Annotated in this window: 16 protein-coding genes and 1 pseudogene; 5 read left to right on the top strand and 12 right to left on the bottom strand. The window is 71.8% G+C overall.

Annotated features, from left to right (window positions below; genetic code table 11):
• Positions 1-168: 168 nt before the first annotated feature.
• The 4 genes and pseudogenes from ACF07V_RS06540 to ACF07V_RS06525 all read right to left on the bottom strand — a co-directional run.
• Positions 169-1,053, bottom strand: coding sequence for an alpha/beta fold hydrolase (locus ACF07V_RS06540; protein WP_392151754.1), 885 nt, complete (start codon positions 1,051-1,053; stop codon positions 169-171).
• Positions 1,054-1,314: 261 nt separating this feature from the next.
• Entirely contained in the window at positions 1,315-1,761 is a 447-nt protein-coding gene (locus ACF07V_RS06535; RefSeq protein ID WP_392151753.1) for a hypothetical protein, read from the bottom strand.
• Positions 1,762-1,809: 48 nt separating this feature from the next.
• Complete coding sequence (locus tag ACF07V_RS06530) at positions 1,810-2,316, bottom strand: methyltransferase domain-containing protein (RefSeq protein WP_392152368.1); 507 nt, start codon at positions 2,314-2,316, stop codon at positions 1,810-1,812.
• 14 nt (positions 2,317-2,330) lie between these two features.
• Positions 2,331-2,486 (bottom strand): annotated as a pseudogene (locus tag ACF07V_RS06525) (methyltransferase type 11); the annotation flags it as partial.
• A 170-nt stretch (positions 2,487-2,656) separates the two neighbouring features.
• On the opposite strand from ACF07V_RS06525, the gene ACF07V_RS06520 reads away from it, so the two are divergent.
• The gene (locus ACF07V_RS06520; protein WP_392152366.1) at positions 2,657-3,226 is read left to right on the top strand and encodes a methyltransferase domain-containing protein; all 570 of its coding nucleotides are present in this window, start codon (positions 2,657-2,659) and stop codon (positions 3,224-3,226) included.
• An 87-nt stretch (positions 3,227-3,313) separates the two neighbouring features.
• Here the strand turns inward: ACF07V_RS06520 and ACF07V_RS06515 are convergent, their stop codons facing one another.
• The 5 genes from ACF07V_RS06515 to ACF07V_RS06495 all read right to left on the bottom strand — a co-directional run bounded on the left by ACF07V_RS06515 (position 3,314) and on the right by ACF07V_RS06495 (position 6,850).
• The gene (locus ACF07V_RS06515; protein ID WP_392151752.1) at positions 3,314-3,970 is read right to left on the bottom strand and encodes a DUF1326 domain-containing protein; all 657 of its coding nucleotides are present in this window, start codon (positions 3,968-3,970) and stop codon (positions 3,314-3,316) included.
• Positions 3,971-4,412: 442 nt separating this feature from the next.
• Entirely contained in the window at positions 4,413-4,829 is a 417-nt protein-coding gene (locus tag ACF07V_RS06510; protein ID WP_392151751.1) for a spore germination protein GerW family protein, read from the bottom strand.
• A gap of 372 nt (positions 4,830-5,201) precedes the next feature.
• On the bottom strand, positions 5,202-5,507 hold the full coding sequence (locus ACF07V_RS06505; protein WP_392151750.1) for a sulfurtransferase TusA family protein: 306 nt from the start codon (positions 5,505-5,507) through the stop codon (positions 5,202-5,204).
• Positions 5,508-5,552: 45 nt separating this feature from the next.
• Positions 5,553-6,176 carry a cysteine desulfurase family protein gene (locus tag ACF07V_RS06500; protein WP_392151749.1) on the bottom strand — a complete coding sequence of 208 codons (624 nt, stop codon included), beginning with the start codon at positions 6,174-6,176 and terminating at the stop codon, positions 5,553-5,555.
• Positions 6,173-6,850, bottom strand: coding sequence for an ArsR/SmtB family transcription factor (locus ACF07V_RS06495; RefSeq protein WP_392151748.1), 678 nt, complete (start codon positions 6,848-6,850; stop codon positions 6,173-6,175). Before ACF07V_RS06495 ends, ACF07V_RS06500 begins: the two co-directional genes overlap by 4 nt.
• 89 nt (positions 6,851-6,939) lie before the next feature.
• Between ACF07V_RS06495 and ACF07V_RS06490 the strand changes: the two genes are divergently transcribed.
• Both ACF07V_RS06490 and ACF07V_RS06485 read left to right on the top strand, forming a co-directional pair.
• Positions 6,940-8,337: a rhodanese-like domain-containing protein gene (locus ACF07V_RS06490; protein WP_392151747.1), complete on the top strand. Its 1,398-nt coding sequence runs from the start codon at positions 6,940-6,942 to the stop codon at positions 8,335-8,337.
• Complete coding sequence (locus ACF07V_RS06485) at positions 8,334-9,617, top strand: MFS transporter (protein WP_392151746.1); 1,284 nt, start codon at positions 8,334-8,336, stop codon at positions 9,615-9,617. Before ACF07V_RS06490 ends, ACF07V_RS06485 begins: the two co-directional genes overlap by 4 nt.
• A 315-nt stretch (positions 9,618-9,932) precedes the next feature.
• Here ACF07V_RS06485 and ACF07V_RS06480 read toward each other — a convergent pair whose 3' ends face one another.
• A complete protein-coding gene (locus ACF07V_RS06480; RefSeq protein ID WP_392151745.1) occupies positions 9,933-11,027 on the bottom strand; it encodes a magnesium and cobalt transport protein CorA in 1,095 nt (364 codons plus the stop codon).
• 730 nt (positions 11,028-11,757) lie between these two features.
• On the bottom strand, positions 11,758-12,267 hold the full coding sequence (locus ACF07V_RS06475) for a GNAT family N-acetyltransferase (protein WP_392151744.1): 510 nt from the start codon (positions 12,265-12,267) through the stop codon (positions 11,758-11,760).
• Between the two features lie 227 nt (positions 12,268-12,494).
• Here ACF07V_RS06475 and ACF07V_RS06470 point away from each other — a divergent pair, with 227 nt between their 5' ends.
• The gene (locus tag ACF07V_RS06470; protein ID WP_392151743.1) at positions 12,495-13,553 is read left to right on the top strand and encodes a hypothetical protein; all 1,059 of its coding nucleotides are present in this window, start codon (positions 12,495-12,497) and stop codon (positions 13,551-13,553) included.
• Positions 13,554-14,012: 459 nt separating this feature from the next.
• Here the strand turns inward: ACF07V_RS06470 and ACF07V_RS06465 are convergent, their stop codons facing one another.
• Positions 14,013-15,113 (bottom strand): GlxA family transcriptional regulator, encoded by a 1,101-nt coding sequence (locus ACF07V_RS06465; RefSeq protein ID WP_392151742.1) that lies wholly within the window; start codon positions 15,111-15,113, stop codon positions 14,013-14,015.
• Positions 15,114-15,242: 129 nt separating this feature from the next.
• Between ACF07V_RS06465 and ACF07V_RS06460 the strand changes: the two genes are divergently transcribed.
• Positions 15,243-16,166, top strand: a complete 924-nt coding sequence (locus ACF07V_RS06460; RefSeq protein WP_392152365.1) for an NADP-dependent oxidoreductase — start codon at positions 15,243-15,245, stop codon at positions 16,164-16,166.
• The last annotated feature ends 241 nt before the right edge of the window (positions 16,167-16,407 follow it).

The following is a 16,407-nucleotide window of genomic DNA, read 5'->3' as shown; positions in this document are numbered from 1 at the left end:
AAGCGGTGTGTGTCCACACCATCACCGTCCGCCACAGGATTAGACCTTCGAAACAACCCGTCTGCAGGTCGACGGTCGTGATGACGCCGGTCGCGTACCGGGCCGCACGTGCGCTGTTCCGCAGAATCGGACGCACGCGCGGCCCGGTGAGTCGCAGCGAGTCCGGTGCTACATCTGCTTCAGCTCCGCGTGCACCGCCTCTGCGACGGCTGCCGTCGCGTGCTCGGCGAACAGGATCGTGTAGTGGTTGGTGTCGTCGACCCGGCGGGTGGTGATCCGGTCCGGGGAGAGGCCGCCCGCGGCCAGACGCCCCTCGTCGTAGAGCCCCTGAGGCTCGTTCATCACTCCTCGCTCCGCCCACAGCATGGTGCCGCGCACCTCCGGCCGGTGGATGGCGGTCAGCGTCTCGGGGTCGCCGATGGGGCCGGCACCGTCGGCACGGATCGCGTCCAGGACACAGCTGCTGCGCATCTCGGGCGGCTCGCCGGCCAGATCACGGTCCACGTACGCCTGGACGTGCGGGCCCCAGTGGGCCGCGAAGGCCGGGTGCTCACGGAAGAGCGCGCGGTACGCGTCGCCGTCCGGGAAGGTCGTCTTGAGCCGGCGCATCGCCGGGCCGATGACCGACTCGATCACCTCGTCGATGTCCGCGCCGCCCGGTATCGGGAATCCGAGGCCACCGTCGACGAGGACCACGCGCGGGAAGCGGTCCGGGTGCCGCGCGGCGGCCACCGCGGTGGTGAAGGCCCCCAGGGAGTGGCCGAGAAGCAGCGCCTGACGCAGGCCCAGGTGATCGAGGACGGCGAGGACGTCCTCGACGTGGGCCTGGATGCCGTAGGGAGCCGGTAGACCTGCGCTGCCGGCCCGGCCGCGCAGGTCCGGGGCGTACAGATCGATGTCGCCGAGCTGCTCGGCGACGGCGCCGAAGGTCAGGCTGTTGCCCGTGATGCCGTGCAGGGCGACGACCGCAGGCCCTTCGCCCGGCCAGCGGGTCACGGCGAGGTCGCCTCCTCGTACGGGGACGGCGAGTTCCTGCGGAGTACGCGTGGTCATGCGGACCTCTCCCATCAGTTCGGTCTCCTGCTGCCGGGCGCGTCGAGACTGCCCGCGGCCATGGAGACGGCCGGCACGAAGAGTGTCCCGAGAACGGACCTGGGTTCAAGGCCTGGGCACCGGGCCCCGACCCACTGGGCCTGGCACCCGCGGCGAACCCGGTCGCCTACGTGGCCGACCCCCGGACTCTCACCGTCCCCTGGGCCTCATCGCCAAGGGATGCACCGAGGACGGCGGTTGGTGGGGCGGCATGACCCCGGCCTACCTGAAGGACGAGGACGACAAGCCGGAGTCCGATCGTGTCGAAGTGGAAGGGGTAGTGGGCGGGCAGTGCGACGGCGAGGCGAGTACGGGTGCCGCGACGGCGGTGACCCACGCCCACAGGTGGCCGTGCCGCACGCCGAACCAGGCCAGGGCCGCGACGGCGAGGCCCGTGGCCGCGATGAATCCGGAGACGGCGATGTGCAGGTGCGAGATGTAGTCGTACAGCTCGGGGCTGAACGCCCGGATCTGGGTCTTGCCGACGTCGACCTGCGCTTGTCCGATGCCGAGTTCGAGGAACGAGTCGGTGAAGTCGCGGATGAAGGAGATGACCGCGTAGCCGATGATCGCCAGGCCGGCGAGGGCCATGAGGGCGGATCCCGCCTGGAGTGAGCCGGCCGCCTTGCCGGTCTCGGTTGTGGGGTGGCGGTGGGTGAGGGTGGTCATGACGTGCCTCCTGGCACGCGCCGCGGTCGTGCGGGCCGCGGGAGGGGCTCAGCGGTCCGGCTTGACCGCGAGCAGGGAGATGCTCTTGACGCCGTACCTGGCGCTGGCCCGGCGGGCCTGGCCGGAGAGGAACTCGTAGTCGTTGCCCCGGAGTTCCTTGATGCGCAGGCCGGCGGTCTCGATGGCCTGCCGGTAGGTGGTCTCGTGGGCGGCGCCGCCGATGCACGAGGCCCAGAGGCTCGCGTCGCAGACGACGGCCTCGGTCAGCGGCTGTTCGGTGACGATGTCGGCGAGGGCGAGCCGGCCGCCCGGGCGCAGGACGCGTGCGGCTTCCTCGAAGACCTTTCTCTTGGCGGCGGAGAGGTTGATGAGGCCGTTGGAGATCGCACAGTCGAAGCTCGCGTCCTCGGCCGGCAGTGCTTCGACGCGGCCCTCGCGGAACTCGACCTGGTCGAAGCCGCCTGCTTCGGCGAGCTGCCGGGCCTTGGCCGGCTGGGCGAGCGTGAAGTCGAAACCGACACCCGTCCCGAGGCTGTGACCTGCTGCGCGGTGCAGAAGGAATCCGTACCGGAACCGCTGCCCAGGTCGATCACGCGCTCGCCCTCGGAGAGTGCCGCCAGGTCGAGGAAGTAGCCGACCCCTGCGAAGGACTCGACAGCACCGGCGGGAACCCGGTTCAGCAGGTCGCCGGGATGGCCCAGGCGAAGAGCCAGGTCACGGCCCATCTCGAAGTGGTAGGAGCCCTGCGGCTCCTGCGCCACCAGGCGGTACAGAGTCCGGACCTTCTCTTCCAGCTCCAGGGTGTTCAACGTGGCCAAGACGTCTTCTTCCAGCAGAGCGGGTGCCTGTGAGTACGAGGACGGTGAGGGGTGCTGGAGTATTGCCCGCGCGAGGAATGCGGACGAAGCGAAATACCGGCCCCTCCGGCCGGGTGATCGCGCTCGACTTCCTCCCCGAGATGCTCGCGCGCACGGCGAAGGCGGTGTCCGAGGCCGGTCTCGCGAACGTCGACCTGCTGGAGGGCGAGATGGAGGACATTCCCCTGCCCGACGGCACCGTCGATCTGATCGTCTCGAACGGTGTCGTCAATCCCTCCCCGAGGAGACCGCGAGTGATGGCCGAATGCGCCCGCGTCGTGCGGCCGGGCGGGCGGCTGTGCGTGTCGGACCTGACCGTCGGGCAGGACGACCTACCTCCGGAGATCCTCACGCAGCCGGCGGCCTGGGCGGCGGCCTGGGCGGGCTGTGTCGCCGGGGCGCTCTCGGAGCCCGCGTTCGTGCGGAAGCTGGAGAGGGCCGGTTTCCGGGACGTCGAGGTGGTGCACCGGGAGGCGCTGAGCATCGACGACTGTGCGCTGTATCCCCTGTTCACCCCGGCGGTGATCCGCCTCATGAGAGAGCTGCTCCCGCCCGCCCGGCAGCGAGCGGTGGCCGTGTCGATCGTTGTCAAAGCCAACCGTCCGTAGGCGGAGTCGGTGGTGAGTCCGTCAGACGCTCCGTGCCGCACCATGACGGTCGGCGGCGGCCCACCTCAAGGGCGGGGAGTGGGCTCTTCAGTCGGGGCCGCTCCAGTCGAAGGGGAAGTGCTTGCTCGACTTCCCGGTGCGTTCCCAGGAGAAGCCGAACGCGTCGGCGCGGTCGGCGGTGGACCGCCCCCAGGTGGCGATCTGGCCCGGCCCCACCTCGGAGCCCGGAGAGTTGAGGACCTGGACGCGTGCGCCCTCCGGGGTGGTCGGGCCGGTGAGCGCCTCGGCGGTCGCCGTGACACGGCCCGGGATCTCGGCTCGCCAGCCGGCGAGATCCTCGTCGACCTCCACGTGGATCGGGGCGACGTCCATGCCCCGCACCTCGGGGTGGAACAGCGCCCCGAACTGGGCCGGCCATCCGCCCGCCTCGCCGCCGAAGACGGTCCCGAGCGCGGCCCTCTGCTGATCGTCGGCGCGTTCGTCGAGGAAGACCGCGGCGTACGGCTCGGTGTGCGTGCCGGCCCACGGGTTGCCCTCGAACGACCCGAGCATCACGACGTTGAGGTCGTCGAGCCGAACGTCTCCGAAGTTGCCTTCCCTGATGTGCCAGACCATGATGCCTTCGCAGTCGCCGTAGGTCGGGGACTGCGCGAACGTGCACGGGCACGGAATCGCGCACTTGCATACGTCGAACCAGTCGCCGGTCAGATGCCAGCGCGTGCCGGTGGTGGCCTGTTCTGTCATCTCGCTTCCTCCAGCCGAGCTCCGAGGAGCTCACTCGGAGTGGCGAGACCGCGTGTCCCGAGCCCGTTCCCGGGGATCGGAGGACGGTCTCCCTTCCAGCTTGCACCTCATGTCCCGGGCGGGAAACCGGCGGACGTCCACGGTGGGCCGCGGCGGGGGCCGGGTGGCGACACTTCAGGCCGGTCCGGCTGGTAGGTACGCCCCAGGGCGCCTCGCTCGTACGCACCGCCGTCCAAGGGATTACCACGTGTGCACACGGCGTCACATGCCGTCCATGGGCGGCATCGAGCCCTCCGGCCCCGGCAGCATCGAGTCCTGGAACGGTGCGAGCCCCGCCAGGACGAGGAAGGCGACGCACGCGACGCCGCTGAGGTCGCGCCGGATGCGAGAAGCGATGGGCCGTCACGAAGCCGACGGCAGGCCTTCGACCCGACTCCGAAGGTCAACCATGCTTGGCCCACCGCCGGGCGAGCCGAGCAGCGGCCATACCGGTCACGAGGGCGGCGAGCGGCACGACGATGTTCGCCCAGGGGTCTCTGACAGGCTTGTAGGTGGCGGTTCCGTCCTTGATGACGATGAAGCCGCGGGGTCGGGCAGCGACCCCGCCGCCACCCCCTCCGCCTTCGTCGGTCTTGGCTGCCGCCGTGTCGCGTCCGGCGCCGCCGCCGAAGCCGAAGGCCGTCTCGGCGACGGGGATGACGGTGACACCGCCGTTGGTGACGGGCTCGCCGTAGACGGCCCGTACGGAGGCCCGTGCGCCGAGCTTGTCGGCCAGGTGTTCCAGCAGGCTGGCGGAGGCATGGGCGATGGTCGACTCCACCGGTGGGGCGGGCTGGATCTTGTCGTCCGGGGCGGTCATGGTTGCCTCCGTGGTCACTGCGTACGGCGGTGCCGAGGACGTGGATGCCGGCTGGCGAGGGATCCCGGTCCCTGGGAACGGGATCCTGGTACCTGGAAAGTGGGAGCGGTCGACGGCGGTCCGGATGAAGCCTGCGGTGATGACGGTGGTCTGGGTGTCGAGACGGGTGTGGCAGGCGCCCGACAGCCCCACGAGGGCGACTCTAGTCTGCTGAGGGGCGCTGAGCAGTGCAGCGCTTTCATGCTGTGCCCGATCGACCCGTTCCCCCAGGACTGCACTCGACCGGCGCGTGAGCTCGCCGAGGTCCTGGGCGCGGTCATGCGACCGTCGGGTGCCGCGGGGCAGCCGTGTGCGAGCCGCCGCAGCCGGGCCTCAGGGGGTGCTTCTGCGCCAGGGCGCATCGAGCCTGGTGCTGTGTGCGTCGGCGGCGAGCCGCAGGGCGTAGAGCGCCCGTCCGGCTGCGTCGGGGACGGGGCCGAGGTAGTGGTGGCCGGTCATGTGGCACCAGGCGGGCAGGTCGAGCGGGGCTGCGGGGTCACTGGCGATGACGTGGACGACGGTGCCCGGCCCGGCGCCGTCGATCTCCTTGCGCAGCCGCAGCAGGAGGGTGACGCAGAGCAGGCCGGTGCCGTCGACGGTGATGCCAGGGGCGGGGCTGCCGGGGGGCGGCATGTTCATCAACGGGCTCCGGGTCTGCGGTGAGGTGTCGTGGATCGTCGAGGGTCAGGGCTGGATGCGCGCGCCTGAGGGGAGGGCCGCACGGATCGGGGACGCTGCCGCCGTCTCGATGTCCCCCGGCGTGGTCCAGCGGCCCAGGGACAGCCGCAGCGCGCCGGCCCCGGTCTCGTTGTTCGCCGCCATCACCGACACGAGCACTGTGTCCTCGGTGAGGGCTGTGGCCAAGGCGGCCGGCTCCACGAGTTCGTCCCGGTCGACAGGCAGGACCGTCACCTTCGCACCGTGCAACCGCTCCAGCGCACGGCATGTCTCCAGCACGGCGGGGTGCTCGGGGGCCTGCGTGATCACATGCGGACGGGGGCGGTCGGAAGCCAGCACCGTGCCGCGCAGTGCGAGCAGGTCGGCCTCGGAGCCGGAGGCGGTGAAGACGATCTCGCCTGCCATGGCGCCGATCAGGTCGGCCACCTGGACGCGGGCCGCGTCCAGCGCCCGCCGAGGCGCCCGGGCATAGGGGTGGCTGCTGGAAGGGTTCCCGAAGAATTCCGTCAGATGCGGCAGCATCGCTTCGGCTACGCACGGATCGACCGGTGTGGTGGCGTTGTAGTCGAGATAGACCGGCCCGCCGGCGAGACCCGGGTGCGAGGGAACGCTGTCGGGGACGTTGTTCACGCCGCGGCTCCGGCGTGCACGGGGAGGTCGGCCAGGCGCCACTCGAGCATGCCGTCGTTGAGCCGGATCGCCCGTCGGCCGTGGTGGGTGAGCAGGCGCACGGCGTCGTAGGCCAGCGCGCAGTACTCGCCGCGGCAGTAGACGACGACGTCGGTCTCCTCGGGCAGCTCGCCGATCCGGTCGGCCAGCTCGGCGACCGGGATGCACACAGCCCCGGGGATGTGTCCCGCCTGGTACTCCTCCAGCGGCCGTACGTCGAGGACGACGACGTTGCCGGCCTCGACCCGCGCCAGCAGCTCCTCGTGGGTGACCTCGGCGGCGCCGTCCTCACCGAGGTAGGCGTCCCGGGCGGCGGGAACGGCGGCCTGGTGGCGGTCGGCGACCTTGCGCAGCAGTGCGAAGAGCTGGGCCACGTCGTCACCGGCGAGCCGGTAGTGGATGCGGACGCCTTCCCGGCGGGTGGCGACGAACCCCGCCTGCTTGAGGGTCTGCAGGTGCGCCGAGGCGGTGGTCAGGTTCAGCCCGGCCGCCTTCGACAGTGCGTCCACGGTGCGCTCGCCCTGGGCGAGCAGGTCGAGCAGTTCAAGGCGCTTGCCGCTGGCCAGCGCCTTGCCGCTGGCGGCGAAGGCGTCGTAGAGGGCGGCCTTCGTGCCGCTGGTGGTGGCATCCCGCATTGCATCCTCCAAATATCTATGGATTACTGTAACTGATGTCGAGAACTGATGTCGGGCGGTGAGACCTTCCGCCCGCCCCCCTTCTTCTCGTGAAGGACAACAGCACGATGGGTTTCCTCGAAGATCACCTCATTCCGCTGGTCGACGAAGGACTCGGCAACAGCGCCTACCTCGTGGACCTGGGCGACGGCCGCGCCCTCGCCGTCGACGCGAGCCGGGACCTGCGCGCCCTGCGCGCCGCTGCCGAGCAGCGCGGCCTGACCGTCGCGTACGCGGCCGACACGCACCTGCACGCCGACTTCCTCTCCGGCGCGATCCAGCTCGGCCACGACCACGGCGCCACGATCCTGGCCTCCGCCGCCGGACTGCGTGCCTTCGACCACCAGGGCCTGAGCGACGAAGACGAGGTCGACCTCGGCGGGCTGACCCTGCGGGCGCTGGCCACCCCAGGCCACACCGACGAGCACCTGTCCTTCCTGCTCCTCGACGGCGCCCGAGAGCTCGGCGTGTTCACGGGCGGGTCACTGATCGTGAACTCCGCCGCCCGCACCGACCTCCTCGGAGCGGACCGTACGGAGGAGCTGGCCCGGGCCCAGTACCACTCCCTCAAGCGGCTGACGGCCCTGCCGGACGCAACGGCCGTGTGGCCCACGCACGGGGCCGGGTCCTTCTGCTCGGCCCCGCCGGGCAGCGAACGCATCACCACGATCGGAGCCCAGAAGCAGGCCAACCCGCTGCTCGCCGCACCCGACGAGGACACCTTCGTGTCGCAGCTGACCGCGAGCCTGGGCAGCTACCCCGCGTACTTCGACCGGCTCGGCGAGGCCAACCGGCGCGGGCCCACCGTGATCACCGGCACCCCGCTCCTGCCGGAGCTCTCCGCAGAACAGGTCCGCGCCCTCGTCGCCGACGGCGGCCACGTCGTCGACGTGCGCCCGGCCGCCGACTACGCCGCCGGCCACATTCCCGGATCGATCGCCATCCCCCTGCGCGGCCAGTTCGCCACCTGGCTCGGCTGGCTCCTGCCCGACGCCGCCCCCCTCGTCTTCGCCACCGCCGACGGCCAGGACCTGAGCGAGATCGTCTGGCAGGCGTACAAGATCGGCTACGAGCGGCTCGCCGGCCGTCTCGCGGGTGGCACGGACGCATGGACGGACGCCGGCCACCGACTGGCCACCACCGCGTTCGTCACCGCCGCCCGCGCCGGGGGCCAGCCATATCTCGACGTGCGGCAGGAGTCGGAGTTCGCCGCCGGACACGTCCCCGGCGCGGTCAACATCGAACTCGGCGGCCTCACCCACGTCGCCGCCGAGGCTCCGGAGGGCGCGGTCGTGGCCTGCGGGCACGGCGAGCGCGCCATGACCGCCGCGAGCCTCCTCGAACGGGCCGGCCACACCGCCGTCGCGGTCCTCGACGGCGGACCGGCCGACTACGCCGCCGCCCACGGCGAGAAGCTCGTCCAGGGCACGGAGGACAGCCGCCCGTGAAGACCGCTCCCGCCTCGGCCGCGACGACGAACGCCTCCAGCCGTCCGGTACGCCTCGGCCTGCGCGAGAACCGGCTCCAGTTCACCCTGCTGGTCATCGTCAACATCTGCGTCGGCGGCCTGGTCGGCCTCGAACGCACCACCGTCCCGCTCATCGGCTCCGAGACCTTCGGCCTCACCAGTGATCTGGCCGTCTTCTCCTTCATCATCGCCTTCGGCCTCACCAAGGCGGTCACCAACCTCGCCGCCGGTGCGCTGACCGCCCGCTTCCGCCGCAAGCAACTCCTCGTGGCGGGCTGGCTGATCGGCATGCCCGTCCCCTTCGCCCTCGCGTACGCACCCTCATGGGGCTGGATCGTCGCCGCCAACGTTCTGCTCGGCCTCAACCAGGGCCTGACGTGGTCGATGACCGTCAACATGAAGATCGACCTCGTCGGGCCTGCCCGCAGGGGCCTGGCCACCGGACTGAACGAGGCCGCCGGTTACACCGCCGTCGGCGCCACCGCCCTGCTCACCGGCTACCTCGCCACCGCCTACGGCCTGCGCCCCGTACCCGAACTCATCGGCGTCGTCTTCGTCGTCGCGGGCCTCGCCCTGGCCCTCGTCGTCCGCGACACCGCCGCCCACGTCGCCCTCGAACTCGCCAACCACACGAAACCCCTGCCCACCGGCGAGGACACCGGCCTGAAGGCCGTCTTCGCCCGCACCTCCTGGCGCGACCGATCCCTGCGCGGCGCCAGCCAGGCCGGCCTGGTCAACAACCTCAACGACGGCCTCACCTGGGGCGTCTTCCCCCTGCTGTTCACCGACCACGGCCTCGGCATCGCCGCCATCGGCCTCATCAAGGGCCTCTACCCCATCCTTTGGGGCATCGGCCAGATCCCGACCGGCCACCTCGCCGACCGCATCGGCCGCAAACCCCTGATCGTCTACGGGATGCTCGTCCAGGCCGCCGGTTTCGTCCTGGCCCTCGCGCTGCTGGACCGGCCACTGCTCGCCGGTATCCTCTCCGCCGTCGCACTCGGCCTCGGCACCGCCATGGTCTACCCGGCCCTCATCGCCTCCGTCTCCGACCACGCCCACCCCGCCTGGCGCGCCAACGCCCTCGGCACGTACCGCTTCTGGCGCGACATCGGCTACGCGGCAGGTGCCCTCGTCGCCGGCGTCCTCGCCGACCTCCTCGGCCTGAACGCCACCGTCATCGCCGCCGCCTTCCTCACCGCCGCCTCGGGCCTGCTCGCCGCCCGCTGGATCACCGAGCACCGGCCCGGCCCCCGCTGAGCCACGAGCCTGCCGGTCCCGGACGGCCTCACCAAGAGAGGCGGTCCCGGACGGCCTCACCAAAGGAGACCAGGGCGCCCTGGACCAGCCCGTATCGGCGGTGACGGGCGGGTGGTCGGCGGTGAGAAGGGCGTTGTCGTCGATGCGCGGCCGCCCGCTGCTCGCCGCGATCGGCCCGGTGATCCGGCGCGGGCCGCGGGCCCTGTGGGGCCCGGTCGCCGACGATCCGCTCTCCGGAATCGAACCCGCCCGGGCATGCCTGACCTGCCCGAGGCCTGCGACGCCGAGCGGCTCCGCCGGCGGAGTGCCGTGGAGTCACAGCCAGCCGTTGCGTTTGAAGCCGCGGTGGATGACGAAGCAGGCGGTGGCCATGACGCCGAGAACCAGTGGATAGCCGTAGGTCCAGCGGAGTTCCGGCATGTGGTCGAAGTTCATGCCGTAGACGCCGCAGACCATCGTGGGGACGGCGACTATGGCGGCCCAGGCGGTGATCTTGCGCATGTCCTCGTTCTGGGCGACGGTCACCTGGGCGAGGTGGGCCTGGAGGATGGAGTCGATCAGGCCGTCGAAGGAGCCGATCTGCTCGGTGGCGCGGGCGAGGTGGTCGGCGACGTCGCGGAAGTACGGCCTTATGTCGGCGTCCACCGAGGGGCAGGGCTCGGTGGCGAGGACCGTGAGCGGGCGGGCGAGGGGGGTCACGGCCCGCTTCAGTTCGAGGAGCTCGCGCTTCAGCTGGTAGATGCGGCCGGCGTCCGCAGTCTTGGAGCCGTGGGGCGAGAACACATCGGTCTCCACTTGCTCGATGTCCCCCTGGACCGCGTCGACGACGGAGAGGTAGTCGTCGACGACATGGTCCGCGATCGCGTGCAGCACCGCCGACGGCCCCTTGGCGAGCTGCTCCGTGTCGGACTCCAGGGCCTCGCGCAGCGGGCCGAGCGAGCCGTGGCGGCCGTGGCGGACGGTCACGACGAAGTCGGGGCCGGTGAACACCATGATCTCGCCGGTGTCGACCACCTCACTGGTCGCCGTCAGCTGCTCGTGATCCACGTACGTGACCGTCTTGAAAACGGCGAACAGCACCTCGCCGTACCGCTCCACCTTGGGTCGCTGATGGGCGTGCACGGCGTCCTCGACGGCCAGCGGGTGCAGGTCGAACAGTTCTGCGATCCCCGCGAACTCCTCCTCGGACGGCTCGTGCAGGCCGATCCAGAGAAAGCCGTCCTTGTGCTTGCGGACCCGCCGCAGGGACTCCTCGATGCCGTCCTTGCCGGTCAGCCGGCGGCCGTCGCGGTAGGCGACGCAGTTGACGACCGTGGTGCCGAGCGGTGAGCGGGCCGGGTGGCTCAGGTCCACGCGTCGCGTTCGCCGCGCCAGGCGGGCCATTTTGCGCAGGCTCCCGACCATTGACATGCTGCTGCTCCTTCGGGAGGTCCGGTCCGTGTGCCGGAGGGTGCCACCGCCGGCCAGGGCGCCTTGTGCGCACCACCGGGGACCCTACGTGCGTGGACGCGTAAGAAGAAGGACGGAATGCCCGGCTACGGAGCGGGCGCTCAGGCGCTCGCCCGGCAGATCGAGGGGACATCCGTCCGAACGTCGGCGGGCCGCGGTGAGGCCGCACCGTGGCCCGCCGACGTTCGGGGAGGCGTGTGCCGAGGGCTTCGGCCGGTTGTCGCGGGGAGGCGTCGCGCCGTCCTACTGCGGCACGAGCGTCACGCCCGGTCCGGCAGCGGGACGAGCAAGGCACCAACAACGGCTCGCGGACCTGGAAGATGAGCGTGGACCGCTCTGCGTTCGCAGGCGCGCCCCGCGCGAGAAGGTCATCGACCTGGGCGTTTGCGTCGCGCTCCGCCAGGGCTTGCGATCCGCATGCCGAGGGGCCGGGACGCGCTCATGCGCCCCGGCGAGCTGCCGGAAGCCCTCCATCGCCTTCTTCAGTCCCGGCCCTGTCCCCGGCGGGGGTAGCCGTACACGGTGGCCCGTGCTGCCGCGGCTGCGGACTTCGTGGTCACGGTCGACCCGTCCGGGATCAGCGCGTAGCGAGATCACGCCCTGTGGTTGAGGAAGTCGACAGGCACGGCAGGGCGCCGACCGGTGCTTGGAGAGCGGGCTGCGGCGCGCCCGGCATCCCGGAAACCGGGGGTCATGTGATCTCCTCGGCGAGGAGATCCATGAGCAGGCCGTCGTGCCAGGTTCCGTCGGGCCCGCGTTCGTATTGCCGCATGACGCCGACAGGCCGGAAGCCGACCTTCGCGTAGCAGCGGATGGCGGCGGCGTTGTCGGCGGCCGGGTCGATGACGAGCCGGTGGAAACCGGCATCGTGGATGAGGTGTCGGGCGAGGGTCCTGACGGCGTCGGTTCCCAGGCCGCGACCGTGTACCGCAGGGTCCAGGAAGATGTCTATGCCGGCGTGCCGGTAGTCGGGCTCTTCCTCGGCGTGCCACTGGATCATGCCGATGATCCGGTCCTGCTGGTAGATGGTCAGGCGGTGCGTGCGGGGATCAGCCAGCTCCTCCGCGACCTCGGCTGCGAAGTCGGGGCCGCCGCGCCAGCGGGCCCGCACTTCGGGGGTGGCGCGAATCGCGGCCAGCCCGGGGACGTCGTGGGGCTTGGAAGGCCGGAGTTCGAGGGCGTCGCCGCACAGTACGGTCATGTCCGGAGCCTACGTTCCAGCGCGGGGGAGCGGTCCCGGGCCGCGCGCGACGTTCTTCCTGGACTCAGCCCCAAGGGCGTCTGCCTGTCGACCCGGTCTCCGCGCCGAACCCCTCGCCAGGCACGACTGGAGGGTGGACACCTACCCGCTGCACGCCGCCGGGGGAACTCCCGGCTGTCGCTGGGCACCCTGCAGGGAGCTGGCCCGGGATGCGGCACGATGGCCCGATGAACGTACAACTGGGAAGCACGACAGAGGAATCCGTGGGGGAGCTCGCCAGGCGACTCCTCGCGGCAGACACCGACGGCTGGACGCCGGAGGGTGTGAGGGCTGTGGCGGCCCATCTGGGGTGGGCCTGGGGCGGCACCTCGGACGCTCCCGTGCTGATCACTGGTCGGTCTTCGGGCGACGCTCGCTTGCGTCCGGTCGGCGAGTACGAGAAGCGTTACGTCGACGGCGAGTCGTACGTGGAGCTCGCGGTGCCACTGTCGGTTCCCGCGCCGGACGCCGCAGCGCAGGCGGCATCCTTCCGGGCAGCGAAGGAGGAGGTGACGGCCGCGCTGGGCAAGCCGTCCATCATGGGCTCGCACGGTGACATGGGCCCCTTCTACGACAGCGAGCCGCTCTGGGGCGCCCCCTTCCTGCGCTGGCGCGGCAGGCCGAACACGCTCGAACTGCGCGCCGGGAAGTCGGGGCCGGAGCTGGTCCTGCAACCCACCGACCCCGCGGAGAACTGGTTCTGGCGTCAGGGCGTCGGCGAGGAGCACGCGATCAGCGGCTTCTTCGGCAGCAACCGTGACCAGGCCAACGTCGGCCTCGGTTTCCCGGGCGGATGGACCGCCCGCAGCTGGGAGACCGTCACCCGGTCGCTGGGAGATTTCCTGGGAGCGCTGCCTGCCGAGACCAGCGCCCTGGGGGTCCGGATCGGGATGCCGTTCTACGGGCGCAACGGCCGAAGCGCGCCCCTCCTCTTCGACGTGGTGTGCGGCGACCGGCTCTCGATCGCCTGCTTCGCCCCGGACGACGTCGATCCGGCCGCACTCGGCTGGGGCACGGTCGCCGAATTCCCGCACACGGCCTCGGTCTTCGGCGACGACGATCCGGTGTGGCGTGTGGACGCGGGCGGCCCCGGCGAGCCGAAGGGCCGCGCACTCGCCGAGATGCTCGTGGCCACGGCCAGGGCGGCGGGCGCGAGCGAACCCACCGACCTGATCGTCGGCGGCGAGGCGGAGTACGTGGACGGCTACCACGTCACCTATTACGGGCTGGGCCTGCCGACCGGCTGACCGCCTCCCGGGACGCACCGCCGCGGCGATGCGCCGCCTCACCATCACCGTCCCTTTCACCTGGTGGGTGCAGCGATCCGGAAGAGGCGGCCTGGGGCCTGTCCGAACGATGGGTCGTGGGTGGCGTGAGGACCGGCCGCACGCGCCCGGGCGGGGCGGTGGTGCGGGCGGGGCGCCGTGGTTGAACGGCGCCCCCCGTGCTCCTCCCGCCCGTGCGGCGAGAGGGCGGTGGTTGAACGGCGGCCCCCCGTGCTCCTCCCGCCCGTGCGGCGAGAGGGCCGTGGTTGAACGGCGGCCCCCGTGCTCCTCCCGCCCGTGCGGCGAGAGCCAGCCGCGCGGAAGCGGCGGACCTCGGAGGCCGGTCACCGCAGGGGCGGGCGGCGCAGGAGCCCGAGAGGGCACCTGGTTGCGTCCTCCTGGCCTCGCCCTACTCCGCACGACGCGTCACCCGAGAGACCGTCAACGCCGAGGGCGGGAGGCCCCTGCCCCGGCAGCGCCGAGATCGTCACCTTCGCCGGTGCCGTCGCCGCCGAAGGCACGGCGGTAGGCAGTGGGGGAGATGCCGAACGCGGTCCTCATGTGGACGCGCAGGGAGTTCCCGGAACCGAGCCCGGCGCGGTGCGCCACCAGGTCCACCGGGAGATCGGTTGTTTCCAGGAGCTGCTTGGCGAGTTCGAGCCGCTGCGCCGTGAGCCATTGCACGGGCGTCATGCCGACCTCGTCGCGGAACCGTCGGGTGAAGGAGCGCAGACTCATCCGGGCGTGTTCGGCGAGGCGGGCCAGAGTGAGCGGTTCCGCGAGGTGTTCGAGGGCCCAGGCGCGGGTGGCGGTGGTACTGGCCAGGGTGGGCTCGGGGACCGGACGGTCGATGAACTGGGCCTGCCCGCCGTCTCGCCAGGGCGGTACGACGCACATGCGGGCGGCGCGGTTGGCGGCCGCGGCGCCGTGGTCGCGGCGGATCATGTGCAGGCACAGGTCGACACCTGCGGCCACGCCTGCGGAGGTCAGCACGTCGCCGTCGTCGACGAACAGCACCTCCTCGTCGAGCTTGACCTCGGGGAAGGCCTGGCGGAACTCAGGGGCCAGGTTCCAGTGGGTGGTGGCCGGCCGGCCGTCGAGGAGTCCGGCTGCGGCGAGCACGTACGACCCGGAGCAGATCGACACCAGTCGGGTGCCCGGCCTGATCCCGTCGATGGCGGCGCCGACCTCGGGAGGCAGGGGGCCTCCGCGGCTCAGCTCGGGCATGGCGTGCGTGGGCGGGACGATCACGGTGTCGGCCTCGGCGAGCGCCTCCGGGCCGGCCGCGGGCTGCACGGTGAAACCGGCGTCGCTGAGGACAGGGGCGCCGTCGGCCGTACAGACGGTGACCTCGTAGAGGGGCCTGCCCTCGGCGTCCTCCACGCTTCCGAAGACCCGGGAAGGGATGCCCAGCTCGAAGGGGGGCACGCCCGGGAGGGCGAGCACGGCGATGCGGTGCGGCCTCGCCTGCACTTCCCCCTGCTCTTCCGCCCGCTCTTCCGTCCGCTCGTCCCCCGTGGTCGTTCCCGGTATCTCGGTCATGGCCAGATCCTGTCACATAGTGGCTAGGAGGCCAACACCTCTCCGGGGCGGAATGCCCGATCGTGGAGCGGTCGCCGCCGGAAGGGATCCGGCGGCATCCCGATGAGACAGAGAAGCGAGGCGGACGACATGCGTGCGGTGGTCGTGGAGCAGTGGGGCGGACCCGAGAACCTGGTCGAGCGCGAGGTGGAGCGCCCCGAGCCGGGCCTGAACGAGGTCCTGGTGCGGGTGCACGCGGCCGGGGTGAACCCGGTGGACTGGAAGACCCGCGCGAGCGGCGCCCTCATCGGATGGGGCGACGTGCCCGTCGTCGGCTGGGACGTGTCCGGCACGGTCGAGGCCGTCGGCCCCGGCGTGGGGATCTTCCGCCGCGGCGACGAGGTCTTCGGGATGCCGCTGTTCCCGCGCCAGGCGGGCGGGTACGCCCAGTACGTGGTGGCACCGGCGCGCCACCTCGCGCCGAAGCCGGCGTCCCTCACGCACGTGGAGGCGGCCGCGCTGCCGCTCGCCGCCCTGACCGCCTGGCAGGCTCTCGTCGACGCGGCGGACGTCCGCCCCGGCGAGCGCGTACTGGTGCATGCCGCGGCCGGAGGGGTGGGGCACCTCGCCGTGCAGATCGCCAAGGCCCGCGGTGCGTACGTCATCGGCACGGCGAGCGCGGCCAAGCACGACCTGGTGCGAGAACTGGGCGCCGACGAGGTGGTCGACTACCGTACGGCTCGCTTCGAGGACGTCGTTTCCGACATCGACGTCGTGTTGGACGGGCTCGGAGGAGAGACGGCCGTGCGCTCTCTGAAGGTGCTCCGTGGCGGCGGCAGGCTCATCACGCTGCCGGGCCCGGACGACGTGCCCGCCGCCCAGGACGGGGTCACGGCCGCGTGGGTCCTGGTCGAACCCGACCACCTCGGCCTGCGAGAGATCGCGGGCCTGGTGGAGCGCGGCGTGCTGCGGCCGGTGGTCGACACCGTGCTGCCGCTCGCCGAGGCCGCGGAGGCCCATGCGATCGGCGAGCTGGGCCGCACGACGGGCAAGATCGTCCTGACGGTCGCCTGACCCCGCCCCGGCCGGACGCCCAAAGCACGTCTTCGTCGGCGACACCCGCCTGACCACGAAGACGGTCGCAGCCACCGGGCCCGAGGACGCCCAACGGTTCTTCCACGCCGACCACATTGGCTCCTCCGGCCACCGCGCCGGGTCACGCCCTGGCGCGAGGCCCAGAGCAACGGGAGGGGCTGATGCGTGTGCCCGCCGGTCACGGGCGGCGCGGTGCCGGGCGGGTGGTGGCGAAGGGCGT

Origin of the sequence: Streptomyces sp. NPDC015661 (genome assembly GCF_043077765.1) — a bacterium.
Taxonomy (GTDB): domain Bacteria; phylum Actinomycetota; class Actinomycetes; order Streptomycetales; family Streptomycetaceae; genus Streptomyces.
This window is presented reverse-complemented; position numbering and strand designations above follow the sequence as displayed.